This is a genomic window from Tahibacter sp., assembly GCF_032229445.1.
Taxonomy (GTDB): Bacteria; Pseudomonadota; Gammaproteobacteria; order Xanthomonadales; family Rhodanobacteraceae; genus Tahibacter.
Window position 1 is genome coordinate 21,421 of the sequence record NZ_JAVTWC010000085.1, and the last position, 23,705, is coordinate 45,125.

A 23,705-nucleotide genomic window follows, 5' to 3' on the forward strand; every position below is an offset into this window, starting at 1 on the left:
AGGTCCGACGCATGACCCTGGTCGCCGAAACGCAACGCCTGCAACTGCGCCGGCTCGACGCAGCGGATGCCGCATTCATCCTCCAGCTCGTCAACGAACCGTCCTGGCTCGAATTCATCGGCGACAAGGGCGTGCGTACACTCGACGACGCGCGCGCCTACATCGCCAACGGGCCTGTCGCCATGTACGCGAGCCACGGCCACGGCCTGTATCGCGTTGACCTCAAGAGCAGCGGCAAGGCGATCGGACTGTGCGGACTGATCAAGCGCGACACGCTGGCCGACGTCGACATCGGCTACGCCTTCCTGCCGGCGCACTGGGGCTGCGGCTATGCCGAAGAAGCGACGCGCGCGACGCTGGATCATGCGCGCGACATCCTGGGAATGAAGCGCATCGTCGCGATCGTCACGCCAGCGAACGCGCGCTCGATACGACTGCTGGAAAAGATCGGCCTGCGCTATGAAAGGGATTTCGAAGCAAGACCGGGCGATATCACCTCGCTGTTCGCCGCTGACCTCTGAGAACCCTGCCGATGACCGCCGCGCGTCCGTTGCTGCTGCTCACCGCGATCACCGGTGCGCTCGCTGTCGCGTTCGGCGCGTTCGGCGCACACGCCCTGCGCGACACGCTGGGTGCCGCGCAGCTCGCGACCTGGCAGACGGCGGTCAGCTATCTGTTCTGGCATGTGCTCGCGGCACTGTTCGCCGCGCGCTACGGCGAGACGGCGCAGTCGCGCCCCGCCCTGCTGGCCGCCGCGCTGTTCCTCGCGGGAAGCCTTGTATTTTCTTCCACCTTGTTCGCCGTGGCACTCGGCGCGCCGCGCTGGCTCGGCGCGATCACACCGCTGGGCGGTACGGCGCTGATCGCGGGATGGCTGGTGCTGGCCCGGGCGGTGTGGCGGCGCGCGTAGCGGGAACAGTGCGATGACCCTGCGTGCGGTACTGGTCTCACCACCTGTCGTTGGAGTCTGCGCCGGAAGCGCCGCTGGCTTGCCGGGCTGACGCTCGCCTCCCCGGCCAGTGAAAAAATCCGCGTGCCCGGTTGCAGCCGGACACACGGATCTCGGGGGAGAAGCATTACTTACAACGAGTGGAACTCGCGCCATCCCTGGCGCCCTGCCTCACTCCAGCACGTCGCCGCTGCAATGACCGCGCAGGGTACACGGCCACCGCAGCGTGCGATCCGTTTCAGAAATGCGTCACGCGCTGGTCGACGAAGATCGGCCCTTGCGCCGAATACGACGGCACCGGCAGGAACGCGGTCGCCTGCTGTTCGATCCGGCAGCGCAGCTCGATCGCGATGGTGTAGCTGCCGACGTCCAGCGGCGCGTTCGTCACGAGGCTGGTCAGATCGATCTCGCCGCCGACTTCCTTGCTCGCGCCAGGCGCGACCGAGAACGTGGTGACGATCTGCGCGAAGCGGCGCGTCGCCGACCACACGTTGACGACGTCGCCCGCCGCATCGCGCAGCGTGATCTCGAACTGCTGCGAGCTGGGGCAGGTGAAGGTCTGCGCCTGCGTGCCGGTGTTCTCGATCTTCAGGCTCGCGCTGACGCGGGGCGTGACATTGTTGAGCACGCGCGGACCCGGCAGCAGCGCGCTGACGCGCACGCCTTCGGCGGCGGCGGCCTGGCCGATCGTGGTCGCACCGATGCGCGCGGTCTGCAGGCTGTATTCCTTCGCGCCGGCGATGTTGCTTTCGCTCCACTTGACCAGGCCGACGTTCGGCGCGAACCACGCGCTGATCAGGCCGGCGTCGGCGCAGTTGCGGCCGAAATCCAGGCGCGTGACGCGCTGGAAGCTGCCGGCGGGCACGCTCACGTTGAGGTTCCTGGCCGCGACGGTCGCGCTGGTGTTGCAGCCACCGAGCGCGAGCGTGAAGCGCGTGCCGGTACTACGCGCGAAATCGGCCAGCAGCACGCTGGCCCCGGTATCTTCGTTGTAGGCGTAGACGCGCGAATCGGTGGGTTCGGAGCTGATCCAGCCTGCACCCATCAGCGGAAACGCGTTGACGTGACGCCAGCTGCCGGCGCTGTCGTCGACGCTGATCTCGCGCGTCGCGCCGCTGGCGGTGGCGAAGGTCGCGACGTCGCCGACGTTGAGCGGCAGGAATTCGCTGGCCGCGGCATTGCCCGCGAACAGGATGACGATGGCGGTGAAAAGATGCTTCCTCATGGTTCCTCCGTTGTGAACCGTTGCCGGCCAGCGATCCGGACCGGACGCAGCCGCGAGGCCACGCCCGGCCAGCCGGCCGGTGCTCCTTACATGGAGCAATCGAATACGGCGACGCCAACCACCGGCACGCAGCCGCCCGTGCGGCCGGAAGAGGCCGTCTGCGCGGTGTGTCTGCGGGGGTAGGACGAAGCGTCCGAGCGACTGCATCGGACGGGCGCATCTTATCCAGGCATGATGCAGCGCACAATACGGCTACGTTGCGCTTTTGTGTACAAATAAAAAGCCGCGGAACCCGCCCGCGGCTTCAAACAAGGCCAAACGCCGATTTGTACGGACAGACCGAACGCTGTTTGAATTTTCGATCGTTGCGCCTTCTTGCAGCGCTATTTCGCCGCCGCCGGTTTTCTCGCCTCGGACTTCGTGTCAGCCAGCGGCTTGAGGAACTCGTCGCTGGACTTTTCGAGGTTTGCCGCCTTGTGCTGCGGCAGCACGAAGGTCCAGCCGGCGAAGCGCTGGCTCAGCGTCGCGACCTCGGCATCGATGTCGGCGCCGCGCTGCGCCTTGTCCTTTGCCGGATCGGCCACCGCGAGCGGTGGCGTTGCTGCCGCTGGCCTGGCCGCATTGTCCGGCGCGGCCGGCTGCGCGGCCTGCTGCGCTTCCCATTCCGACCTGGCCTTGGCCTGCGCCGCGGCGACCGACGCATCGAACAGCACGGCATCCTTGCGCGCGGCGAACTGCGCGTGGAACTTCTCGTCCTTCTTCCACCCCGTGACGTCGACGACGAGACCGTCGAAACTCGTGAACGTCGCGCGATAGACCTTGCCGTCGGCTGGCGGCGGCGCCTCGGCCGCGGCGACGACGTCGTCGAAGTTCAGGCCGGCGAGCACCGTTGCCTGCGTGTTCGTCGCGAAATCCGCGGCGAGTTCGCGTCCTTTCGGCAGTTCCGCGAGCGCGTAGTTCGTATCGCTCGGTTGGCTCTTGAAGAGTCGTACGGGCTTGCCGTCGGGACGGCTCCAGACCACCTCGCGCACGCGCGTGGCGGGGATGTCGGCCACGCGCTTGTCGAGCCAGTTGGCCGCCGTCTTGTCCGGTACGAGGCTGCCCCTGGCGAGCCAGCTCTGCTTGTCACCGGCGCGGCGCACATACGTCGCGTCGCTGCGCGGGTTCATGATGCCGACGATGAGCTGCGCAGGTTGAGGCAGGCCATCGAGCACGACCAGCATGCCCTTGGCATCGGCGTCGGCGATGTCGCCGACGCCGATCCCGGCGTAGCGCTGCTCGTTCGTGGTCTTCGGCTCCGACAGGCGCGCCTGACTCAGCTTGAGCAGGTATTCACGCACCTTGCCCGTATCGGCCGGATAGCCGCCCTTCTCTTTCAGGGTCCAGCGCGTGTCGCTCTTCTCCAGCGTCGCGATCGGTTTCTGGCCGGGACCGCTGAGGCTGATGCGCGTGACGTCGTTGACGTGGTCGGCGAGTCCCGGCAGCACTTCGCTCGCAGCCTGCGCGGTCTGCGCCACTGGCTTGCGCGACAGGGTGATGCCGGCGGCGATCGCAATCGCGACAGCGGCAGCGACACCGAGAACGATGACGGTTTTCGAGTTCATGTGGTTCATGGTTCTGTCTCCGCCTCAGCGCGCCGCGCGCCGTGACTTCCAGCCGACAAAGCCCAGCGCCGCGACGATCAGCAGCAGGGGCACGAGCAGGATATTGATGAACTTCAGGCGCGTGCCGAGCGCTTCGATGTCCGCGTCGAGCTCGCGTCGAACTTCACGCAACTGTTTGCGGATCTCGATCTTCTGCTTGAGGAAGCTCTCCAGCTCGGCCTTCTGCTCCGGCGACAGCACCATCGCCTGGTCGGTACTCTTGGCGCTCTGCAGCTCGGTCAGCTTGCGCTCGGTGTCGCTGAGCTTCTGCTGCAGGTCCTTCTCGCTCTGCCGGAGCTTGTCTTCGGCCTGGCGCTTGAGTTCCGCGACCTTGGTGAACGGACGCTGCGACGAGGCGCGGCCGCGGATCGAGATCAGGTCCGAATCGCCGGCCAGATTGTCGACCGCGTTGATGACGAGATTGCCGTTGTCGGCGAACGCGTTGAGCACCTTCTGACCGAAGAAATCCTGCACCTGGGCCCAGAGCCGGTCGCTGAGGATGTCGGTGTCAGCGAACACGACCACCGCGTTTTTCTCCTTGGCCTGGGCCAGATGGCCGGCGTCCTTGCGCTCGGGGAATGCGGTCTTGAACTGGCCTTCCAGGCGCGCCGCAAGCACGAACGGCTGGCCGCTCGACTTGAAGTCCGTGAGCAATACCGACGGATCGGCGAGGAATTTCAGGCGCTCGGCCGGCACGCTCATGGACTGCTCGCTGGACTGGATCAGCGGAATCAGCTTCGACTGGGTGTCCTTGGACAATTCAAAATATCCCACCGTGGACATGTTGATCGATTCCAGGTTCGCGGTGATCACGTCGTCGCTGCTGAGGTCCTTGCGCGCGAAGCCGAGGATGCCGGGGTGACGCACGGGCGGCGCATTGGGCGCGACGCTGATCTGCAGCGCGTGGGCGCGGTCGAGCACGACCTTGTCGCGCGCGTACTCCAGGCCCCAGGCCTTGAACAGCTTCGACAGGTCCGAGGACTTGTCGGCGAGCAGGGCCGCCTGCGGATTCTCGGGATCGGCGCCGGACGCGTCCTGCTCGGCGTTCGGATCGACGAACACGAGCAGGTGGCCACCACGCAGCACGAACTGGTCGAGCGCGTAGAGCGCATCGTCGCCGAGGTCCTTGGGGTGCACGAGTACGACGACATTGATGTCGCTCTCGATGGTCTTGAGCGCCGTCGCGTTCATCTGGCGCACGTCGAAGAACTGTGCCAGCTCGCCGTAGACTGCCCAGGGCTCGCGCATCTGCCGCGTGGCCTGGTCAAAGCCCATCGTCATCGGCAGACCCGTGATGAAGCCGACGGCGGGCTTCTTGTCGGTGCTGAGCTCGTGGATCAGCTTGGCGATATCGTATTCGGCGAGGTTCTCGCGTCCCGGATCGAACAAGGGGATCTTTTCTTCGCCATTGGTGGAGTTGCTGCCGTAGACACCGAGGAACACGTTCTCGCCGGCCGGTCCGAACGGCAGTCCCTGGATGCCGGCGGCGACGGCGGCATCCTCGTCTTCGGAATAGGCGACCGGGTCGACGACGGTGAGACGCACCTTGCCGTCGGAACGCGCCGCGATCTCCTCGAGCAGCTCGCGGACGCGAGGGTAGTACGCACGCAGTGCGCGCGCGCTCGGGTTGTCGGTATCGGCGGTGCTGCGGTCAGAGAAATACAGCGTGAGCTGCACCGGTTCGTCGAGCTTGCCCAGCAGACTGCGCGTACCGTCCGACAAGGTATACAAGTTGTTTTCGGTCAGGTCCATGCGCGCGCCGCGGAACAGCACGTTGCTGACCAGCACGACGGCGACGAACAGCAGGGCGAGGATCAGCAGCGCGCTGCCGGTAAGAGTCTTGCGATTGAATGCCATGGCGGATTCCTCCTCAGTCGGCCTTCTTCAGATCGATCACGATCGCCGTCGCGTACAGCCAGACGCCGATGGTCAGCGCGAAATAGATCAGGTCGCGCAGTTCGATGACGCCCTTGGAAATGGCCTGGAAATGCGAGAACAGGCTCAGGCCCGCGATCGCGTCGACCACGCCCTGCGGCAGGAAGGTCTGGAAGAAACCCAGCACCAGCGGAAAGCCTGCCATCAGCAGCAGGAAGCAGATCACCACGGTCAGGATGAAGGCGACGACCTGGTTGCGCGTCGCCGCCGACAGGCAGGAGCCGATCGCGAGGAACGCGCCGGCCATGAGCAGGCTGCCCAGATAGCTCGCGACTATGACGCCGTTGTCGGGATCGCCCAGATAGTTGACCGTGAACCAGATCGGGAAGGTCAGCCCCAGCGCGATCGCGACGAAGGCCCAGGCGGCGAGGAATTTCGCGAGCACGGCCTGCCACATCGTGATCGGCAGGGTCAGCAGCAGCTCGATCGTGCCGCTCTTGCGCTCCTCGGCCCACAGCCGCATCGCGATGGCCGGCACGAGGAACAGGTAGAGCCAGGGATGGAAGCCGAAGAACGGCTGGAGGTCGGCGCGGCCGCGCTCGTAGAACTCGCCGTAATAGAACGTCATCGCACCGGCGAGGATCAGGAAGATGACGATGAACACATAGGCGACCGGTGTCGCGAAGTAGCTCGCGAGTTCGCGCCGGAAGACGGTCCTGACCGGATTCATGCGCGCGCCTCCGTGGCATGCGGCAGCGTGATGCTGCGGAACACTTCGTCGAGGCGGCCGGCTTCGAGCTGCAGCTCACTGACCTCGACACCCTGGGATTTCAGTGCCTCGCTGATCGGCACGAAGATGGCCCGGCCTTTCTTCGGGATCGCGGTGATGCGGTGGTTCTGCGGATTGATCTCGATGCTGTCGATGTCGGCGACGCGGGCCAGGGCCTCGCGCGCCAGGCCGGTGTTCGCCGCCGACAGCGACACCGCGCCGTGGTAGCGCGAGCGCGCTTCGAGTTCGGCCGGTGTCGCATCGGCGAGGACGCGGCCACCCGCAATCACGATCGCGCGCGTACAGACCGCGTGCACTTCCTCGAGGATGTGGGTAGAGATGACGATGATCTTGTCGGCCGCCATCGCGTTGATCAGCGCGCGGACTTCGTGCTTCTGGTTCGGATCGAGACCGTCGGTGGGCTCGTCGAGGATCAGGGCGGGCGGATCGTGCAGGATGGCCTGGGCCAGCCCGACGCGGCGCTTGAAGCCCTTGGACAAGGTGTCGATCGTCTGGCCCAGCACCGACTCCAGCTGCAGCCGGCCGATGACGTCGTCGATGCGCTGCTTTCTGCGCTCCCCGACCAGGCCGCGCACGTCGGCGACGAATTCGAGGAAAGCACGCGGCGTCATCTCGCCATAGCTCGGCGCGCCTTCGGGCAGATAGCCCAACGCGCGCTTGGCCTGGATCGGCTGGCTCTCCACGTCGAAGCCGCAAACCTTGGCGCTGCCGGCGGTCGGCGCGAGAAAGCCGGCGATCATCTTCATCGTGGTGGATTTGCCGGCCCCGTTGGGGCCGAGGAAACCGAGCACCTGGCCCGGTTCGACCGTGAACGAAATACTGTCGACGGCAGTGAATTGACCGTAGCGTTTCGTCAGTTGCGAAGTTTCGATCATCGTCTGGTCACCCATGAATTCCAGTGCAAGCCGCTCCCCGATCGCGCGGTCGGCACGAACGAGCGGAACGACGATGTGTTTTCCGGCAGCGGGCGCCGGTGCCCCCGATCCCTGCGACCCGGCACAGGAACGCGTCACTGTAGGCCCAGGCGGAAGGCGTCGGAATGTACCGCAAAGGCGCAGGAAAGTTCCCGGGACGACACGACTCGGCGGCGGCATGCGCAGGAAGCGCCGGTTCGCCGCATGCCGTGGCGGTGTTGTCCGCACAACGAAAAAACCCCCGCGGAGCGGGGGTTTTTTCGCGATGCCGCTTACCGGCGCGAACGGATCAGTGCTGACCCGCTGCTGCGGCTGGCGCCGGCGGTGCGGCGGCCGGCTCGTTCGCGACGACGTTGTCGGTGATCGGCAGATAGACCTTGAACTGCTGCTCATCGTCGGCGACGGCGGCCGGATCGGTCAGCATCACATCGAAATAGCGGTTGCTGTTTTCATTGAAGCGATAGCCCAGCGACATGGCGTAGGCCTTCAGCGCGAGGCGCGTCAGCGGCAGGCCGGCGGGGCTGCCGGTCCAGGTCGTCACGAGCGCCTTGCCGGCATAGCCGGTACGGGCGAGCACGTTGCCGGAAACGATCAGGTTGCCCTTGCGGTCCAGCTGGCCCGGCATCAGCGCCGGCGGCTCGGCGCCTTCTTCGGTCGCCGCCGGTTCGGCGGCAGCGGCCTGCGGGATAGCCGGTCCGATGGTGAAGTCCTTGCCGTCGATCCTGATGGTCGCGGAGTCGATTCCCTGGGCGACGTCGAACACATAGTTCTCGTCGCCCCACTCCACCGTCGTCGTCTGACGCGGACCGACCGGATTGAGGTTGCTTTTCTTCATGACCGCAGCGATTTCTTCCATCGCCTTGTCGGTCGCCGCGGCGACTTCGTCGAGGCTGCGCGGCGCCGTGGTCGGCACGACGAGCTGCGGCTGTGCCGGCACGTCGGCCACGAAGACCTCGTACTGCGTGTAGTCGACGTTCGGAATGGCGGCCATCTGCTGCTGCAGGCTGGCGAGGTTGAGCTGGATCTGCGTGGCCGGATCGCCGTTGATGTAGAGGCCCGAATAACGCGCCATCAGGTCCCAGCCGTATTCCACGTCATAGGCCCAGGTCACCTTGGTGATGCGACCGTTCTTCTGCGGCTCGAGCGTGATCGTGTAGTGCTTGTTCTCGCCCTTCCACGGATTGGTCACCTTCCAGGTCAGGCCGGTATCGCCCTGCTTGCCGGTGACTTCGAAGCTGCCGTTGCCGGGATTGGGCTTGTCACTGGTCCAGTTGATTCTGGCACCCTGGCCGTAATCCGGACCTTCGAGAGAAAACTGCGCCTTGGGATCCAGCATACGGATCGCGCCCCAGTCGGGGAAGCGGCGGAAGTTGCTCAGCATGTCGCTGATGTGGCGGCCGTTGTGGCTGATTTCCACGGATCGTTCGATGTGCCCGGACGACGGCAGCGCCAGTCCGAAAATGACGGCCAGCGCGAACACGATGATCGCGGCCACAATGAACTCAAGAATACGCGTCATTCCAGATGTCTCCAGGACTAATCCGCTCGGGCGGCCTGTATGCCGCCACTGCCTATCGCAGGGTCGAAAACGAACGAGACCGGACACGCGCCACTGCAGCGCGGACCGGCTCGCCGAGTCGCGCATGGTACTTGCTCCGGATCACGATGGCTATTACCTGAACCCGCTGATCACGGTCGCTTGACAACCCCGGAAATTTCTTCCCGGGAAACTGTAATTCCTTGTCACAACAGCGGTTTGCAGCACGACAGCCGGCGAAGTGGAGCGCGTCGTGGCGGGCTTCGCGAGACGCCGGCCCGCAAGCAGCGCAACGCGCGCGGCACTGGCCCGTCAGACGATGCCGAGCTCGAACGCTTTGAGCACCGCGCGCGTACGGTCGCGCACGCCGAGCTTGGAGAGGATGTTGGAAACGTGATTCTTCACCGTGCCCTCGGCGACGCCCAGCGAATTGGCAATCTCCTTGTTGCTGTAGCCGCCTGCCATGAGACGCAGGATCTCGGTTTCGCGCTCGGTCAGCGGATCGGGCCGGTCGAGGCTGACGAACTCGTTGTGCATGCGCTCCAGGCCGGCCAACAGGCGCTGGGTCACCACCGGCGCGACCAGCGAGCCGCCGGCGGCGACGGCCTTGACCGCATTGACGAGCTGGTCGAGCGAAACGTCCTTGAGCAGGTAGCCGCGTGCACCGGCCTTGAGCCCGGCGAGCACGAGCTGGTCGTCGTCGAAGGTGGTCAGGATGATCGTCGCCGGCAACTGATTCGTCTGCGCCAGGGTATTGAGCACGTCGATGCCGCTCATGCCCGGCATGCGCAGGTCCAGCAGCACCACGTCGGGCTTTTTCAGCGGGATCATTTCCACGGCCTGAGCCCCGTCGGCGGCCTCGGCAATGACGCAGATATCCTCGGAAAGCTCCAGCAGACTGCGTATGCCCTGGCGCACCAGGGTCTGATCGTCCACCAGCAATACCGAAATCATGCAGTTGTCTCCAGGGGCAGCCAGGCGTCGAGGGCAAAGCCCCGATCCCGCGCCGTTGTGATGTCCAGGCGTCCGCCGAACTGGGCCAGGCGTTCGCGCATACCGGCCAGACCATTGCCCGGCTTGAGGTTGTCACTGCCGCGACCGTCGTCCCGTGCGCGGATGGCGATCTCGCCGCCGTCCTGCTCGAAACGCAGCCACAGGGTACGCGCGCCAGAGTGGCGCACGGTATTGGTGATGATTTCCTGGGCGCAGCGCAACAGCACCTGGGCCCGGTGCGGATCCTCGACGCCGAAGCGCTGCGGCAGTTCCAGCTGGATTTCGAGCTGCGGTACGCCTTCGATCAGGGTGTGCAGCGCCTGCGTAAGGTCGATGCGATCGTCGTCGCGCATCTGGCTGACCACCTCGCGCACGTCGCTGAGCAGCAGCTTGGCCACCGACTGGGCCTTGCGCACATGCTCCTGCGCGGGCTGCTGCACCAGATGACTGGCGACTTCGAGATTGAGGCTCAGCGCAGTCAGGTGGTGGCCGACCAGATCATGCAGTTCGCGCGCAATGCGCAGCCGCTCGGAAATACGGCTGGACTCGGCCAGCAGCGCGCGAGTCGCGCGCAGCTCCGAATTGAGGCGACGCTGCTCGTCGCGCGCTTCGCCCTGCTGCTTGGCGATCAGGGATGTGAAGAAGACCAGCGCGGAAATGCCCAGATACAGGCTGGACTGCAGCACGGCGTCGCCGATCGACCAGCCCGGATTGCTCGCGAAAACCGGCACCAGCACGTAGTTCTGCGCCACCATGCAGATCAGCGCGACGCGAAACGGCATGAGCCAGGGCAGCAGCATCGACTGCACCACGAGCAGCATGGCGCTGAGCCCGCTTTGGCTGTACCAGCCTATCGCCACGGCCAGCGCCACGAGCACCGCCAGCAGCGCCAGCTTCAGTGGCACGAAACGACGGCTGCCGAGCTTCAACAGCAGCAGCCAGAACACCACGCCGAACACCGCATAGCAGACCACCCAGGCCGACAGATGCCAGAGCGGACGCTGGTCGGCCAGCAGTTCGGTGACCAGGCTGTCATAGCGCAGCAGCGGCATCCCGGCCGACACGTAGGTAAACAGCCCCGCATAGCGCATCAGGCGGATGTGATTGATCTGAGCTATCTGCATGGCACCGATGATAGGCCCGCGACGCGGCCGGTGTATCTGCCCGAAGTCACCGGCCGTTGACGGCGGGGGGCGCCGCTGCCGCCCCGCATCATGGCCACTGCCGCAGGCCCATGCGATACTTCCGCAATCCGCGGGCGCCATCGGTAGGCCGCCTCGCAACACCGCTGGAGCAACGAATGGCCATCGCCATCCGCGACGTGCGCGAGCACGAGCTGGATTCCGTCCTTGCACTGAACAACGCCGCCGGCCCGACCATCCTTGCCCTGGATTCGACGCGAATCCGCTGGTTTTTTGACAATGCGGACTATTTCCGTATCGCCGACGTCGACGGCCATATCGCTGGTTTCCTCATGGCGATGCGCGAAGGCAGCGAATACGACAGTTCGAACTATCGCTGGTTTCGCGAGCACTATCCGGCCTTCGTCTACATCGATCGCATCGTCATCGCCAAGCCCTACCGGGGCCTGGGCCTGGGCCGCGTGTTCTATGCAGACGTGACCAGCTATGCCGAAGTGCGCGTGCCCGTGCTGTCGTGCGAGGTGTTCCTCGAACCGCGCGACGACGTCTCGGTGCTGTTCCACGGCACCTACGGTTTCCAGGAAGTCGGCCAGCAGATCATGTCGGGCCTGGACAAGCGCGTGAGCCTGCTGGCCAAGAACCTGCCCAGCTTCGAGTTCGTGCGGGCGACCTACCTCGAAAGCTCCACCGGCCAGCTGCCGAACCAGCCCTGGCTGGCGCAGCGCGAGCGCAAGGGCATGGCCTCGCCGCGCCGCGCCGCGGTCGGGACCTGAAGGCATGGCCCGAAACCTGCCCAGTTTCGAACCCGTGGCTGAACTCAAGTTCGGCCAGGTCGGCATCGCCAACCTGCGCCTGAAAAGCCTCGACGACGACACCCTCGCGCAGGAACTCAGGCACAAGCTCGACACCGCGCCGCAACTGTTCCAACGCGCGCCGGTCGTGCTCGACCTGAGCCACCTGCCGCAACTGCCCGACGCCGGACGCGTGCGCGAGATTCTCGCGACCATCCGCGCGAGCGGCATGCTCCCCGTCGGCCTGGCCTACGGCACGAGCGATAACGAAGCGCTGGCTCAGACGCTGGATCTGCCGCTGTTCGCGAAATTCCGCGCCGCCTACGAGAACGCCGCGGTGGCCGCCGTGGAAGCGGCCGCGCCCGCTGGCGCAGTGGCCGAACCGGCGCCGCCGGCGCGCGCCACACCGCCGCCGCCCAGCGCGACGCGCGGCGCGGCGAGCCAGATGCAGGCGCAACCGGTACGTTCGGGGCAGCAGGTCTATGCGCGCAATACCGACCTCGTCATTACCGCGGTCGTCGGCCATGGGGCCGAAGTCATCGCCGACGGATCGGTACACGTCTACGCGGCGCTGCGCGGCAAGGCCATTGCCGGCGCCCAGGGCGACACGACCGCACGCATCTATTGCCAGGACTTCCAGGCGGAACTCGTTTCCATCGCCGGGCATTACCGCGTGTTCGAAGACATCCCGGCCGATCTGCGCGGCAAGCCCGTGCAGGTATGGCTGGAGGGGGAGAAGCTGCTGCTGGCCAGGCTCGGCCATTAGCGTAAAAGCAACAAGAGCCATTGTGGAGAGAGCAACTTGACTGAATTCATCGTCGTCACTTCCGGCAAGGGCGGAGTCGGCAAGACCACGTCCAGCGCATCGGTCGCGGTCGGACTGGCCAAACGCGGCAAGAAGGTCGCGGTCATCGACTTCGACGTGGGCCTGCGCAATCTCGACCTGATCATGGGCTGCGAGCGCCGCGTCGTGTACGACTTCGTCAACGTGATCCACCAAGAGTGCACGTTGAAGCAGGCGCTGATCAAGGACAAGCGCTACGACAACCTGCACGTACTGGCCGCCTCGCAGACCCGCGACAAGGAAGCGCTGACCAAGGACGGCGTGGAGCGCGTGCTCAACGAGCTGAAGGACGAGGGCTTCGACTACGTCATCTGCGATTCGCCGGCCGGCATCGAGAAAGGCGCGTTCCTGGCGATGTATTTCGCCGACCGTGCGATCGTCGTGGTCAATCCGGAAGTCTCCTCGGTGCGCGATTCGGACCGCATCCTCGGCCTGCTGTCGTCCAAGACACGGCGCGCCGAAACCGGTGCCGAGCCGATCGTGCAGCATCTGCTGCTGACCCGCTACAACCCGACCCGTGTTGCCGCCGGCGACATGATGAGCATCGACGACGTCAAGGAAATCCTCGGCATCGAAGTGCTTGGCGTGATTCCGGAGTCCGAAGGCGTACTGGCCGCGTCCAACGCCGGCGTGCCGGTCATCCTCGACGAAACCTCGAACGCCGGACATGCCTACGACGATGCCGTCGCGCGCCTGCTGGGCGATGTGCGTCCCATGCGTTTCCTCGATGCACCGAAGAAAGGCATCCTGTCGCGACTGTTCGGGAGCTGAGCATGGGCCTGTTCGATTTCCTGCGCGGCAGCCCCAAGCAGACCGCAAGCATCGCCAAGGAACGCCTGCGCATCATCGTGGCGCAAGAACGCAGTGCACGCGGCAGTCCAGACTATCTGCCGCTGCTGCGGCGCGAGCTGCTCGAAGTGATCCGCAAGTACGTCAACGTCGACCAGGAAGCGGTCGACATACAGGTCAAGCGCGACGGCGATCATGAAGTGCTCGACCTCACCGTGACCCTGCCCGACAAGTCCAGCGCGGCGGCCGCCGCCGCCGCGGCGGCGCGCGAAGGCTGAAACCCGATCTGCGGGCAACGGCTCAGCCGCCCCGCAGATCGCAGGACCGAAGACCGCCGCGCCGGAGAAATCGGCCCGCAGACCGCAGCGATGACACCTGCACATTCCGACAAACTCCACAAAGCAGCGTCAGCACAAACTGAAGCGGCGGCGCCCGAGGCGATGGCGGGGGTGCTGACGATCGGCGAGATCGACCGCGACGCCCTGCGCGCGCTACTGGCCGCACATGCGCTGGAGCTGGTCGACGTAGAGCCCGAGGCGCCCATCCCCGGCAGCTACTGGGGCGAGCCCGAAGCCGGCCTGATCGGCAGCACCGTCTACGTACGCCCCGACACGCCGGTGCACTCCGCGCTGCACGAAGCCTGTCACCTCATCGTGCAGCCGCCCGAGCGCCGCGCCCAGGTCCACACCAACGCCACCGACTCCGTCGCCGAGGAAGACGCGACCTGTTACCTGCAGATCGTGCTCGCCGACACCCTGCCCGGCGTGGGCAGCGCACGGCTGATGCTCGACATGGACGCGTGGGGCTACTCCTACCGCCTGGGCTCCACGCTCGCCTGGTTCGAGCACGACGCGGAAGATGCGCGTGCGTGGCTCGTGGAGCGGGGATTGCTGCCGGTACCTGCGCGCTCCCGGTGAGACGCTGCCTCCTGCCTGGTGCAGAGCGATACACGCCCCTACGACCGGGTTAGCAGCAACGCGGACAACATCGCGGCCACGCCATACGTGCGCTGGCTGACTACTTCACCGTCACCGTAATCTTCGGCGACAGAATGGGCGGATCAAACGGAATATGCAGCGCATCGCCAAGGATCAGCTGCAGGGTGTGCTTGCCCGGAGACAAGGTGATCGTGGCTTCGGTCTGGCCGCCGCCGAAGTGCTTGTGTTTGTCGTCCATCGGCAGCGGCTGGTTCATCGGCGGCAGTTCAGCGACATCGATCAGCAGGTGATGGTGGCCGGTCTTCGCGAGCGTGATACCGGCCGGCGCGACGCCCATGCCCTTGAGGCCGAAGCGCACCGTGAACTCCTTGTCGACCATCGCGCCGTCGGCGGGCGCGATGAAATACAGCTCGGCCCCAGCGGGTGCGGCGGTGCGCGGCAGCGCGGCGGCAGCGGCGGGAAGCGTTGTCGGCTGCGGTGCAGCGGCCGGTTGCTGGGCCTGGGCGACGCCGGCGAGCAGCAGCGTGCCAGCAAACAGGAGAGCGTGCTTCATCACGATGACCTCGGGAACAGGGGGAGCCCGATCATACCCGCGGCGAACCGCCGAGGACGTCGCGGCACGGCTGCGCCCGGGCCGCCACTTCGGGGGCAGAGCGGATCTGTTGCGCGAACACCTGCTGCCGGCGCTGACACGGCGCACATCCGGCCCGGCGCAGGCTTCTGGCGCGCGCATTTCCCTGCCCGCGACAACATTGACGCGCTCGGTTGCACCGCCCGGCGTTTCCGCAGCCAGCGCGCATCGATGCCCGCGCTTGCCGCAGCGCAACACCGGTTCGGCGATTCGCACCGCGATCGATTGATAGCGGCGGCGCCGGCCCCATCTGTTGCGGCCCACGACCGCGCTGCTCGCTATGACCGAACCCGCCGCCGCACCCGACCGTTCTGTCTTCGCCACGTTGCGTCTGATGCTGCCGCAGGTCTGGCCGTACCGCGGCCGCGTGGTGCTGGCGCTGATCTTCCTCGTCTCGGCCAAGCTCGCGACGATCGCGGTGCCGCTGGCGTTGAAAGAGCTCATCGACGGCCTCGACGTCGCGCCGAGCCTGTTGCTGCTGCCGCTGGTCCCACTGGTCGCCTACGGCGCGCTGCGCCTGGCCTCGTCGCTGTTCCAGGAGCTGCGCACCATCGTCTTCGCGCGCGTGCTCGCGCGCACCTCGCGCATGATCACGCTCAAGGTGTTCCGCCACCTGCACGCGCTGAGCCTGCGCTTTCATCTGGACCGCAAGACCGGCGGCGTCGCGCGCGACGTCGAGCGCGGCATGACTGCCGTTTCCGACCTGCTCGACTGGACGCTCTACACCATCCTGCCGACGCTGTTCGAAGTCGTCGTCGTCAGCGCCATCCTGATCGTGCGCTACGACTGGACCTTCGCCGTCATCACGCTCGGCACGCTGGTGACCTATATCGCCTTCACCTTCGCCGTGACCGAATGGCGCCTGCGCTACTACCGCGCAGCGAACGAGGCCGACACCGAGGCGAATGCGCGCAACGTCGATTCGCTGCTCAACTACGAGACAGTCAAGTATTTCAACAACGAGGACCACGAGCAGCGCCGCTTCGACAGCAGCCTCGTGCGCCTCGAAGACGCGACCGTGAAGAGTCTCAAGACCCTGGCCGTGCTGAATATTGGCCAGGCCGGCATCGTCGCGGTCGGTCTGACCCTCGTGCTCTGGCGCGCCACGGTCGGCGTGACCGAGGGGCGCATGGCCCTGGGCGACCTCGTGCTGGTGAATGCGTTCCTGATCCAGCTGTCGATACCGTTGAACTATCTCGGCATGGTCTATCGCGAAGTGAAACAGGCGCTGTCGAACATCCAGCGCATGTATGCGCTGCTGGACGAGGCGCAGGAAGTCAGCGACGCGCCCGGCGCGGCCGCGCTCAGCGTGCGCGGCGGCGAACTGCGCTTCGAGCATGTGGATTTTCACTACGACCCGGCCCGGCCGATCCTGCGCGACGTGGATTTCCTCGTACCGGCCGGCAAGACCGTAGCCGTCGTCGGCACCACCGGCGCGGGCAAGTCGACGCTGGCGCGGCTGCTGTACCGCTTTTATGACGTCAGCGGCGGACGCATCCTCATCGACGGCCAGGACATCCGCGAGGTGACCCAGGATTCCCTGCGCGCGGCGATCGGCATCGTTCCGCAGGACACGGTGCTGTTCAACGACAGCATCTACTACAACATCGCCTACGGCCGCCCGGGCGCGACCCGGGAGGAAGTCTTCGCCGCGGCGCGCTCCGCGCACGTCCATGCCTTCATCGAGTCACTGCCCCAGGGCTACGACAGCGCCGTCGGCGAACGCGGCCTCAAGCTGTCCGGCGGCGAAAAGCAGCGTGTCGCGATCGCGCGCACGCTGTTGAAGAATCCGGCCCTGCTCGTGTTCGACGAAGCGACCAGCGCGCTGGACACGCGCACCGAGAAAATCATCCAGGCCGAACTCGAGGACATCGCGCGCGACCGCACCACGCTGGTCATCGCGCACCGGCTGTCGACCATCGTCGACGCCGACGAGATCCTCGTGCTCGAGCACGGCCGTATCGTCGAGCGCGGCAACCATGCGGCGTTGCTGGCCGCGGGCGGACGCTACGCTACGCTGTGGACCCTGCAGCAGAACGAGACGGCACCGGCTCCGGCGGCGGCCTGAATGATCCCGTGGTGAAGCAGGCCGGACCCCAACCGGACTGCGGGTGCGACGCGGCCGGAGGTGCCCTGGGATGCGCCGGCATGACCGACCGTGACAGCCGGCAGTTGACGCCCAGGGGGCGTTCGCGACAATCATTGCAACATCACGCATCCGCCCGGGCCAGCCAGGACCGCGGCACGCTCAGGGGGAGCATCGCAAATGGCTTACAAGATCGCGCTCGTGGGCGCGAGTCCGGACGAGGAAACCGAGTTCCGCAACTTCCTGGGACCGGCGGCGCAGCGCCTGCGCCAGTCCTGGGAAGTCAGCAACGAGCGCGACGCCGATCTGGTCGTCGTGGACGTCGACTCGGTATTCGGCCACATGGCCTGGCTCAAGGCGAACGGTGCCGGCAAGCGCACGGCGGCGTTCACCGGGCGCGACTCGGCGCGCGAGTCCGACCTGCTGCTCGGCCGGCCGCTGAGCCTCGAGGCTGTCGTCAAGCTGCTGCTGATGTTCAACCTGCCGTCGGGCGTCACGCCGCCGGCTGCGGCCGCCGCGCCCGAACGCGAGGCCTATGCCAGCGAATACCGCGCCGGCGATGCACGCCCGCAGCGCGTCGCGCCGGCTCCGGTCGAAGCACCGGCCGTCGAAGCGCCGCGGCCTCCCCCGCCGCGCCCCATACCCGCGCCGCCACCCGTCGTCGCGCCTCCGCCGCCCGTCGCGCCTCCGCCGCCGCCCGCCCCGGCGCGCGAGCTCAGCGTCGCGGATTTCCTGACCGGAATCACCCTGCCCGGCCCGGCTCGCCTCGTCACCGCCGGAGCCCAGGACCTGGTGGTCGATCCGGCGAGCCAGACCTGGTACAGCAGCTCGACCGGCCTGCGCGCGCTTGCCCCGCACTGCGGCCGCAGCCTCCAGCTATCCGACTGGCAACTCCTGAACGCGGCGGATTTCGCCGCCGCCAAGGGCACGCTGACCGCGCAGCCGTTCTCGCGCCTGCTCTGGTTCTACGTGCTGAACCGCTCCCAGGGCGAACTGTTGCCCGGACTCGACCGCCAGGCCCGCTTCAAGCTCGCGCGCTATCCGCAGAGCGAACGCGAGTTCGCCAAGCATTTCCGCATCGGCACCTTCATGCTGAAGGACTTCGCCAGCCTCGAAGACATCGCCGAGGCCAGCGGCGCAGCACTGCCCGACGTGATCGACTACGTCAACGCCTATACCGCGGTTGGCTTCGTCGAGAACGATCGCAATCGCTACGAACCGAACGACGCGCGCGGTCGCCTGCGCAATCCGTTCGCGCGGTAAGCGCTTAAGCAAGAATCAATAAAGAAGTGAGAAATGAGTGGGAGCGAGAGCGCGTCGCGCCTCCACTCGTTCCTCACTCCTCTTCCCTGTTTCCTGCTCTCAGGCTTCGACGCACTGGAACTGCAGCACGTAGTCCGGATTGAGGCTGGTTTCCTGGCCGAGGCTGATCGTCCCGGCCTTGCTGCGTAGCTGGATCTCGTCGCGATGCAGGCGCAGTTCCTCGGCTTCGCCGAGGCGTACCCAGGTGCCGTTGGTCGAACGGTCGCCGACGACCCAATAGCCGCGCTTGTACTCGATGGTCGCGTGCGTGCGCGAGACCCATTCCGCATCGACCATGAGGTTGTTGCTCGCTTCGCGCCCCAGGGAGAACGACGGCGCCATCTCGTCGAGTTCAATGGCCTGGCCACGGTAGCGCAGCAGCAGACGTGCCTTGCGCTGCGCTTCGACGAGCTTCACCACGCGCTGCACCATGGTCACGTTCGAGGTGTCGTCCTGCCACATGACGTCGACGATCTCGATCGGCTGCAGCTTGCCGGAGACGCGCGCCGTGCCCAGCGAGCGCGTACGCAGCGGCCCCGCATTCGTCACGCCGCTGACGGTCGACGCCGTTGTGACGATCTGCTCGCGCTTGGCCAGCGAGGCCATGCGCGCGGCAGTGTTGACCGCGTCGCCGTAGACATCACTTTCCTCGACCAGCGTGTCGCCGTGATGCAGTCCGACGCGAATGCCGAGGTTGTCGCGGCTGAAGACCGGATCGGACGACACGCGTTTCTGCATGTCGGCCGCCGCGAGCAGGCCGTTCAGCGCGCCCGGGAAGGTGCACATGACTTCGTCGCCGATGGTCTTGATCAGGCGGCCGCCGTGACGCTGAGTGATCTCGGCCAGTACCTGCAGCACGCCGGACACGATGCGGCGGGCGGCTTCATCGCCCAGGCTCTCGAACAGCTTGGTGCTGCCCGAGACGTCGGCGAATAGGATGGTGAGGGGCTGGCGCTGACTCATCTGGCCGGATCATAGGCGATTCGGTGAGACGGCTCCATAACTGCCGACTCCCGCACAGACGGTCCGCCCGCAGCCGCTGTTCGCCTGCGCCGGCCCGGCCGCCACCCCTGCCGTCCGGCCTACCCGAATGCGCAGCCGCTGCGACGGTGCGGCCTTGCGGCGCCGCACCGCGAACCGCGATCGTGGGCGCTCCGACGGAGTCGAACATGCGCCCTGCCCTCGCCATCCTGACCTTGCTCGCACTACTGGCCCTGGCCGGCGCAGCCGCGGCCGCGCCGGGCTTTCGCGTCGAAACCCTTGCCCCCGGCGTGCATGCGGCGATCCGCACCGATCCGCCCGGACTCATGGTCGACGCGAACTGCCTGTTCATCGTCACCGACGAGGACGTCGTCGTGGTCGACGCGCCCGAGGCGTCGGCGGAGCTGATTGCCGCGCTCAAGGGCATCACCGACAAGCCGGTCAGCCATCTCGTGAATACGCACTGGCATGACGACCATGTCATCGGCAACGCCACCTGGCGCAAGGCCTGGCCCAGCATACGGTTCATCGCCCACCCCAGCCTGCGTGACTACCTGCCCGGCACCGGTGCGAAGAACCGCCAGGGCATGATCGAAGGCGCACCGCAGGCGGCGGCGCAGATGAAAAAGCAGCTCGACGCCGGCAAGACCCTGGCCGGCGAACCGATCAGCGACGAGGAGCGCGCGAGCTACGCCAGTGACATCGCGCTCGTCGCGCACTACATGAACGTGGTGCCCGGCACGCCCGACGTGCTGCCCGACTTGCCGACGGGCGGCGACCTGATCCTCCAGCGCGGCACGCGGCGCATCGAGATCCGCCGCGTGGGTCGCGGCCATACCGAGGCCGATCTTGTCGTCTGGCTGCCGCAGGAACGCATCCTCGCCAGCGGCGACCTCGTGGTCTGGCCGGTACCGCTGGTCGGTGGCGACCAGTCGCATGTCGTCGACTGGCCGGCTGCACTCGACGCGCTGCTCGCCCTGAAGCCGGCGTTGATCGTTCCCGGTCACGGCCCGGTGCAGCACGACACCGTCTATGTCACCCAGCTGCGCGACCTGTTCGCCGATATCACACGGCAGATGCGCGATCTGCGCGCACGCGGCCTCGACCTCGATGCGGCACGCACCGCAATCGACCTCGCCGACTGGCACCGCCGCTTTGCCGGCGATTCGCCGGTGCGCGCTGCGCTGTTCCGGATGTATGTCGCGGCGCCGGGGCTGGTGTCGGCGTGGAATGCCGACACACAGTGAAGTCGTCGCCGGAACTCACAAGAGACGCAGCAACCGATTTGCCTGGAGCCAACGTGCCACCCGTGCCCGCGCACGCAGAACGCAAGGAGTGAGCAACGTGACGCGATCGCACTGAATAGCTTCAGTGCGGATTGGGCACGGTGCCGCACCAGTTCTGCAGCGTGTTGCCCGTCCAGGTATTTCCGCTCGAAGCCGCATCCTGGTTGGCGTTGCAGGTGCCATTGTTGTCGACCAGGTTGTAACGAACGGTACCGTTGTCGCAGTTCTGGAGCCGCAAACCGTTTTCAACGTTGCCGTGAATTTCGTTGGCACTGATGTAGATCGCCGAACTATTGTCGAGACTCACGCCATGCTGGCCGTTGTTCAGCACTTCGGTGTTCAGCACCGAAGAACCCGGACTGTCATCGAACTCGATGCCGTTGACGCCATTGGCGAACACGAACCCGTATTGAATCCGTACATCGGTGGAATCGTTGATGTCGAAACCATCACCGGTCGAATACACGGCATCCGTGCTCGTGAACATGACGTCGGTGCTGTCGCGGATCTCAAATCCCGCGTTATTGGAAACGGCGGCACTGTTGAAGAACTGCAGATTCGACGCAGCGTCCACACGGAATCCGACCATGGCGTCGGTCACCGAGCTGTCGCGCACGGTGGACGTCGTGCTCGTGCCCTGGATCCAAATGCCATAGCTGTAGGCACCGACCACATCGCAGCCCCGTATCGTGATGCCCGTGCGGTTGAGCGAACGAATACCACAGGTCTGCGTGCCACTGACCCCGCAGCCGCCCGCCGGCTGGCGCGCCGCAAAGCGGATCTCATAGCCCGCGCAGTCCAGGGTGATGTTGCTGGCACCAAACCGGATCTGTCCGGTGTGGTTCTCCGTCAGCGTGGTCGTGCTGGTAATCGTCATGATGCCGGTGGTCGCATTGGCCAAGCCCGGAACTACCGCACCCAGCACCAGCGAAACCAGGACCGCACAGAAGTACAACGAGGAATACCATCCGGAGCGTTTCATACAGCGTTCTCCTCAGCGCAAGGCGGAAATCGCCTGCGCACTCGTGTAGTCGTGCTCGCCAGGGATCACGCTGCCGGGCACGGACGGTATGCACCTCGGATGCTTGCTCCCGCCGGTTGCAGGCTGGCGGACACTGGCTTGCCCCAGGTGACCGCCACCGTCTAATGACCTGCAAAAGCAACAACGGCAGGAAATCCAACAATGCATTTCGCCCAGCATACGTAGCCGGCCCGTGCCGTCAAGCGAACGGCAGTCGGGCTGCGCCACCCTTGCGAGTGCCACCCGTCGGAGGCCTGTTGCGTGCTTGACGCGTGCGCGCCGCGTGCACCGATCTGCCGCAGACTGTCGTCGAACTGCTGTGCCCCATAGCGGCCACGCGTCGGGCTCGAGGCGCGCGTGAAAAGACCTCGCCGCGGTAGGCGCCCAGCCCCGTGCAGCGCGACCTTAACGCTCGGGTTGCTGACCGCATCGCGATCAGCGTCAAGGGCCTGGATTTCTCCCCGGGCATACACCCACCCTCGCCCGTGCGCCCTACGCTGTCCGATAGTCGATGAGGATCGACGCCCCTCCGTTTCGCCGCCGCGCGCCCGCGCGGCATAACCCGCCAACGCCGCCGGCAATCACGCAGCAAGGTGAGAGGTTTCGCCGTGTCGCGGCAGAACGAGAAGCCATGGACGGCGTTCACCACTGGGCCAAGCCAAAGCGCCCGAATTTGTGCGGCGCGTCAAACCGAATTGACGAACGTGAACAGCTTTCCACTTTCGTAGAAACAAAATTGTTCCGATGCATATTGGTTTACCCGCCCACCTTGCGGCTACACTCGGACCCACACAACGTCGCGCGGGCGGCCAAGCCGTCCGCCATCACATGGCAGGGGGCCATATGGGACGTGGGGCTAACACTAGCTTCTTCGCGTCATGGCCACTGCACAGGCGCGTTCTGTGAAACAAGCCAGAGCCTACCGCTGGACCGACTCAGCGCACCGGCTGCGGCGACAGCATTTGCGGTCAGCGGAAGCGCGCGCAGAGGCCACCTACGTCGGAGCGGCGCATGCATGCATCCAACGCCGCCAGCAGCGCACAGCACACCCCATCCCTTGACCAGACGCCCCCCGACACCAACACGCGCAGGGCACGTGGCGCACACCCTCACCGACATCGACCTCAGCGCAATCCCGCGCATGATCCGACACAAGCAGCGACACCAGCGCAAACGGCTCTTTCTTCATACCGGCAACAACCGCGAGAAACCCCAGGCTTGCGCGTGACCGCCGCCTCGCGCGTTCCACCTTCATCTTGCCGTACGCAACTAACACGACCCCGCATTGCCGAAGTAACGGCGGTAGCTCGGACGAGCACGCGCTGGACGGCATCGGAGAACGACGCAGCGGTGGGGTAAGAAAGCTCTTGATGTTCAGGCAGTACTGAATCCATTACGCCCCGAGTTGGGGTATGAACTGTAGCGGCCTCACTTAACAGTGCGATTACCAGATGAATCACCTTGAAGCCATAGACGCAGGGGTCGCGGCCAAGCACCCATACAATGAAGTCGCAAGAAAGGTCTTTCTCACATACCCGACCAAGGCGTTCGTAGGGCACGAGGAACGTCAATTCGACATCCTCAATCAAGTTGCGCAGCACTTTAGCGTACCAATTACATCTGTACAGGTAGCCGGCTCCGCGAAGCTTGGCTACAGCATCCATAAGAAGACCGACTTCTCCGTCGGCCAGTCTGACCTAGACCTTTCCATTATCGACGCACCGCTCTTCGCCCGCTACCTAGCGCTTGGCCTAAATCTCTCTAAGGGCTACACCGATGGCAGCAGCTTCCCGATTCGCCACGGGCAATCGACCCAGAACGAGTATCTTCGTTACTTGACTAAGGGCATATTTCGACCTGACCTTATGCCAACAGGCCGGCCCCGTGCGGGCTGGAACAACTTCTTCGGACAGCTTGAAGCTGCCCCGCACGGCCGGAGGCCAAGAAGCGATATTCTGATCGCTACTT

General features: G+C 65.7%; 22 protein-coding genes. 11 read left to right on the forward strand and 11 right to left on the reverse strand.

Annotated features, from left to right (window positions below; translation table 11 throughout):
- The first annotated feature begins 11 nt into the window (after positions 1 to 11).
- Together RUU78_RS14800 and RUU78_RS14805 are read left to right on the forward strand one after the other, a co-directional pair.
- Positions 12 to 521, forward strand: a complete 510-nt coding sequence (locus RUU78_RS14800) for a GNAT family N-acetyltransferase (RefSeq protein ID WP_313917909.1) — start codon at positions 12 to 14, stop codon at positions 519 to 521.
- Between the two features lie 11 nt (positions 522 to 532).
- Positions 533 to 910 carry a DUF423 domain-containing protein gene (locus RUU78_RS14805; protein ID WP_313917911.1) on the forward strand — a complete coding sequence of 126 codons (378 nt, stop codon included), beginning with the start codon at positions 533 to 535 and terminating at the stop codon, positions 908 to 910.
- A gap of 277 nt (positions 911 to 1,187) precedes the next feature.
- Here RUU78_RS14805 and RUU78_RS14810 read toward each other — a convergent pair whose 3' ends face one another.
- From RUU78_RS14810 to RUU78_RS14845, 8 genes are all read right to left on the reverse strand, one after another.
- Positions 1,188 to 2,174 carry a BsuPI-related putative proteinase inhibitor gene (locus tag RUU78_RS14810; protein WP_313917914.1) on the reverse strand — a complete coding sequence of 329 codons (987 nt, stop codon included), beginning with the start codon at positions 2,172 to 2,174 and terminating at the stop codon, positions 1,188 to 1,190.
- Positions 2,175 to 2,557: 383 nt separating this feature from the next.
- Positions 2,558 to 3,787, reverse strand: coding sequence for a DUF4340 domain-containing protein (locus RUU78_RS14815; RefSeq protein WP_313917916.1), 1,230 nt, complete (start codon positions 3,785 to 3,787; stop codon positions 2,558 to 2,560).
- A gap of 15 nt (positions 3,788 to 3,802) precedes the next feature.
- Positions 3,803 to 5,674, reverse strand: a complete 1,872-nt coding sequence (locus RUU78_RS14820; protein ID WP_313917919.1) for a Gldg family protein — start codon at positions 5,672 to 5,674, stop codon at positions 3,803 to 3,805.
- Positions 5,675 to 5,687: 13 nt separating this feature from the next.
- Positions 5,688 to 6,422 carry an ABC transporter permease subunit gene (locus tag RUU78_RS14825; protein ID WP_313917921.1) on the reverse strand — a complete coding sequence of 245 codons (735 nt, stop codon included), beginning with the start codon at positions 6,420 to 6,422 and terminating at the stop codon, positions 5,688 to 5,690.
- Positions 6,419 to 7,357: an ABC transporter ATP-binding protein gene (locus RUU78_RS14830; RefSeq protein ID WP_313917953.1), complete on the reverse strand. Its 939-nt coding sequence runs from the start codon at positions 7,355 to 7,357 to the stop codon at positions 6,419 to 6,421. The genes RUU78_RS14825 and RUU78_RS14830 overlap by 4 nt, the downstream gene beginning before the upstream one ends.
- 328 nt (positions 7,358 to 7,685) lie before the next feature.
- On the reverse strand, positions 7,686 to 8,915 hold the full coding sequence (locus RUU78_RS14835; RefSeq protein ID WP_313917923.1) for a hypothetical protein: 1,230 nt from the start codon (positions 8,913 to 8,915) through the stop codon (positions 7,686 to 7,688).
- A gap of 330 nt (positions 8,916 to 9,245) precedes the next feature.
- Positions 9,246 to 9,887 (reverse strand): response regulator transcription factor, encoded by a 642-nt coding sequence (locus RUU78_RS14840; RefSeq protein WP_313917925.1) that lies wholly within the window; start codon positions 9,885 to 9,887, stop codon positions 9,246 to 9,248.
- Positions 9,884 to 11,050, reverse strand: coding sequence for a sensor histidine kinase (locus RUU78_RS14845; RefSeq protein WP_313917927.1), 1,167 nt, complete (start codon positions 11,048 to 11,050; stop codon positions 9,884 to 9,886). Before RUU78_RS14845 ends, RUU78_RS14840 begins: the two co-directional genes overlap by 4 nt.
- 176 nt (positions 11,051 to 11,226) lie before the next feature.
- Between RUU78_RS14845 and RUU78_RS14850 the strand changes: the two genes are divergently transcribed.
- The 5 genes from RUU78_RS14850 (at position 11,227) to RUU78_RS14870 (ending at position 14,409) form a co-directional block, all read left to right on the forward strand.
- The gene (locus RUU78_RS14850) at positions 11,227 to 11,841 is read left to right on the forward strand and encodes a GNAT family N-acetyltransferase (RefSeq protein ID WP_313917928.1); all 615 of its coding nucleotides are present in this window, start codon (positions 11,227 to 11,229) and stop codon (positions 11,839 to 11,841) included.
- Positions 11,842 to 11,845: 4 nt separating this feature from the next.
- A complete protein-coding gene (minC, locus tag RUU78_RS14855; protein WP_313917930.1) occupies positions 11,846 to 12,625 on the forward strand; it encodes a septum site-determining protein MinC in 780 nt (259 codons plus the stop codon).
- 36 nt (positions 12,626 to 12,661) lie between these two features.
- Positions 12,662 to 13,474 carry a septum site-determining protein MinD gene (gene minD / locus RUU78_RS14860; protein WP_313917932.1) on the forward strand — a complete coding sequence of 271 codons (813 nt, stop codon included), beginning with the start codon at positions 12,662 to 12,664 and terminating at the stop codon, positions 13,472 to 13,474.
- Positions 13,475 to 13,476: 2 nt separating this feature from the next.
- On the forward strand, positions 13,477 to 13,770 hold the full coding sequence (gene minE, locus RUU78_RS14865; RefSeq protein ID WP_313917934.1) for a cell division topological specificity factor MinE: 294 nt from the start codon (positions 13,477 to 13,479) through the stop codon (positions 13,768 to 13,770).
- 162 nt (positions 13,771 to 13,932) lie between these two features.
- Complete coding sequence (locus RUU78_RS14870; protein ID WP_313917936.1) at positions 13,933 to 14,409, forward strand: hypothetical protein; 477 nt, start codon at positions 13,933 to 13,935, stop codon at positions 14,407 to 14,409.
- Between the two features lie 100 nt (positions 14,410 to 14,509).
- On the opposite strand, the gene RUU78_RS14875 is transcribed toward RUU78_RS14870, so the two are convergent.
- Complete coding sequence (locus RUU78_RS14875; protein ID WP_313917938.1) at positions 14,510 to 14,983, reverse strand: DUF4399 domain-containing protein; 474 nt, start codon at positions 14,981 to 14,983, stop codon at positions 14,510 to 14,512.
- A 358-nt stretch (positions 14,984 to 15,341) separates the two neighbouring features.
- On the opposite strand from RUU78_RS14875, the gene RUU78_RS14880 reads away from it, so the two are divergent.
- Both RUU78_RS14880 and RUU78_RS14885 read left to right on the forward strand, forming a co-directional pair.
- The gene (locus tag RUU78_RS14880; RefSeq protein WP_313917940.1) at positions 15,342 to 17,129 is read left to right on the forward strand and encodes an ABC transporter ATP-binding protein/permease; all 1,788 of its coding nucleotides are present in this window, start codon (positions 15,342 to 15,344) and stop codon (positions 17,127 to 17,129) included.
- A 198-nt stretch (positions 17,130 to 17,327) separates the two neighbouring features.
- Positions 17,328 to 18,410, forward strand: coding sequence for a hypothetical protein (locus RUU78_RS14885; RefSeq protein WP_313917942.1), 1,083 nt, complete (start codon positions 17,328 to 17,330; stop codon positions 18,408 to 18,410).
- Between the two features lie 99 nt (positions 18,411 to 18,509).
- On the opposite strand, the gene RUU78_RS14890 is transcribed toward RUU78_RS14885, so the two are convergent.
- Positions 18,510 to 19,412 carry an adenylate/guanylate cyclase domain-containing protein gene (locus RUU78_RS14890; RefSeq protein WP_313917944.1) on the reverse strand — a complete coding sequence of 301 codons (903 nt, stop codon included), beginning with the start codon at positions 19,410 to 19,412 and terminating at the stop codon, positions 18,510 to 18,512.
- A gap of 206 nt (positions 19,413 to 19,618) precedes the next feature.
- Here RUU78_RS14890 and RUU78_RS14895 point away from each other — a divergent pair, with 206 nt between their 5' ends.
- A complete protein-coding gene (locus RUU78_RS14895; RefSeq protein ID WP_313917947.1) occupies positions 19,619 to 20,677 on the forward strand; it encodes an MBL fold metallo-hydrolase in 1,059 nt (352 codons plus the stop codon).
- Positions 20,678 to 20,798: 121 nt separating this feature from the next.
- Here the strand turns inward: RUU78_RS14895 and RUU78_RS14900 are convergent, their stop codons facing one another.
- Positions 20,799 to 21,698 carry a right-handed parallel beta-helix repeat-containing protein gene (locus tag RUU78_RS14900; RefSeq protein WP_313917949.1) on the reverse strand — a complete coding sequence of 300 codons (900 nt, stop codon included), beginning with the start codon at positions 21,696 to 21,698 and terminating at the stop codon, positions 20,799 to 20,801.
- A 1,490-nt stretch (positions 21,699 to 23,188) separates the two neighbouring features.
- Between RUU78_RS14900 and RUU78_RS14905 the strand changes: the two genes are divergently transcribed.
- Positions 23,189 to 23,705, forward strand: a 517-nt coding sequence (locus RUU78_RS14905) for a hypothetical protein (RefSeq protein WP_313917951.1), incomplete at its 3' end; no start/stop codon positions are given.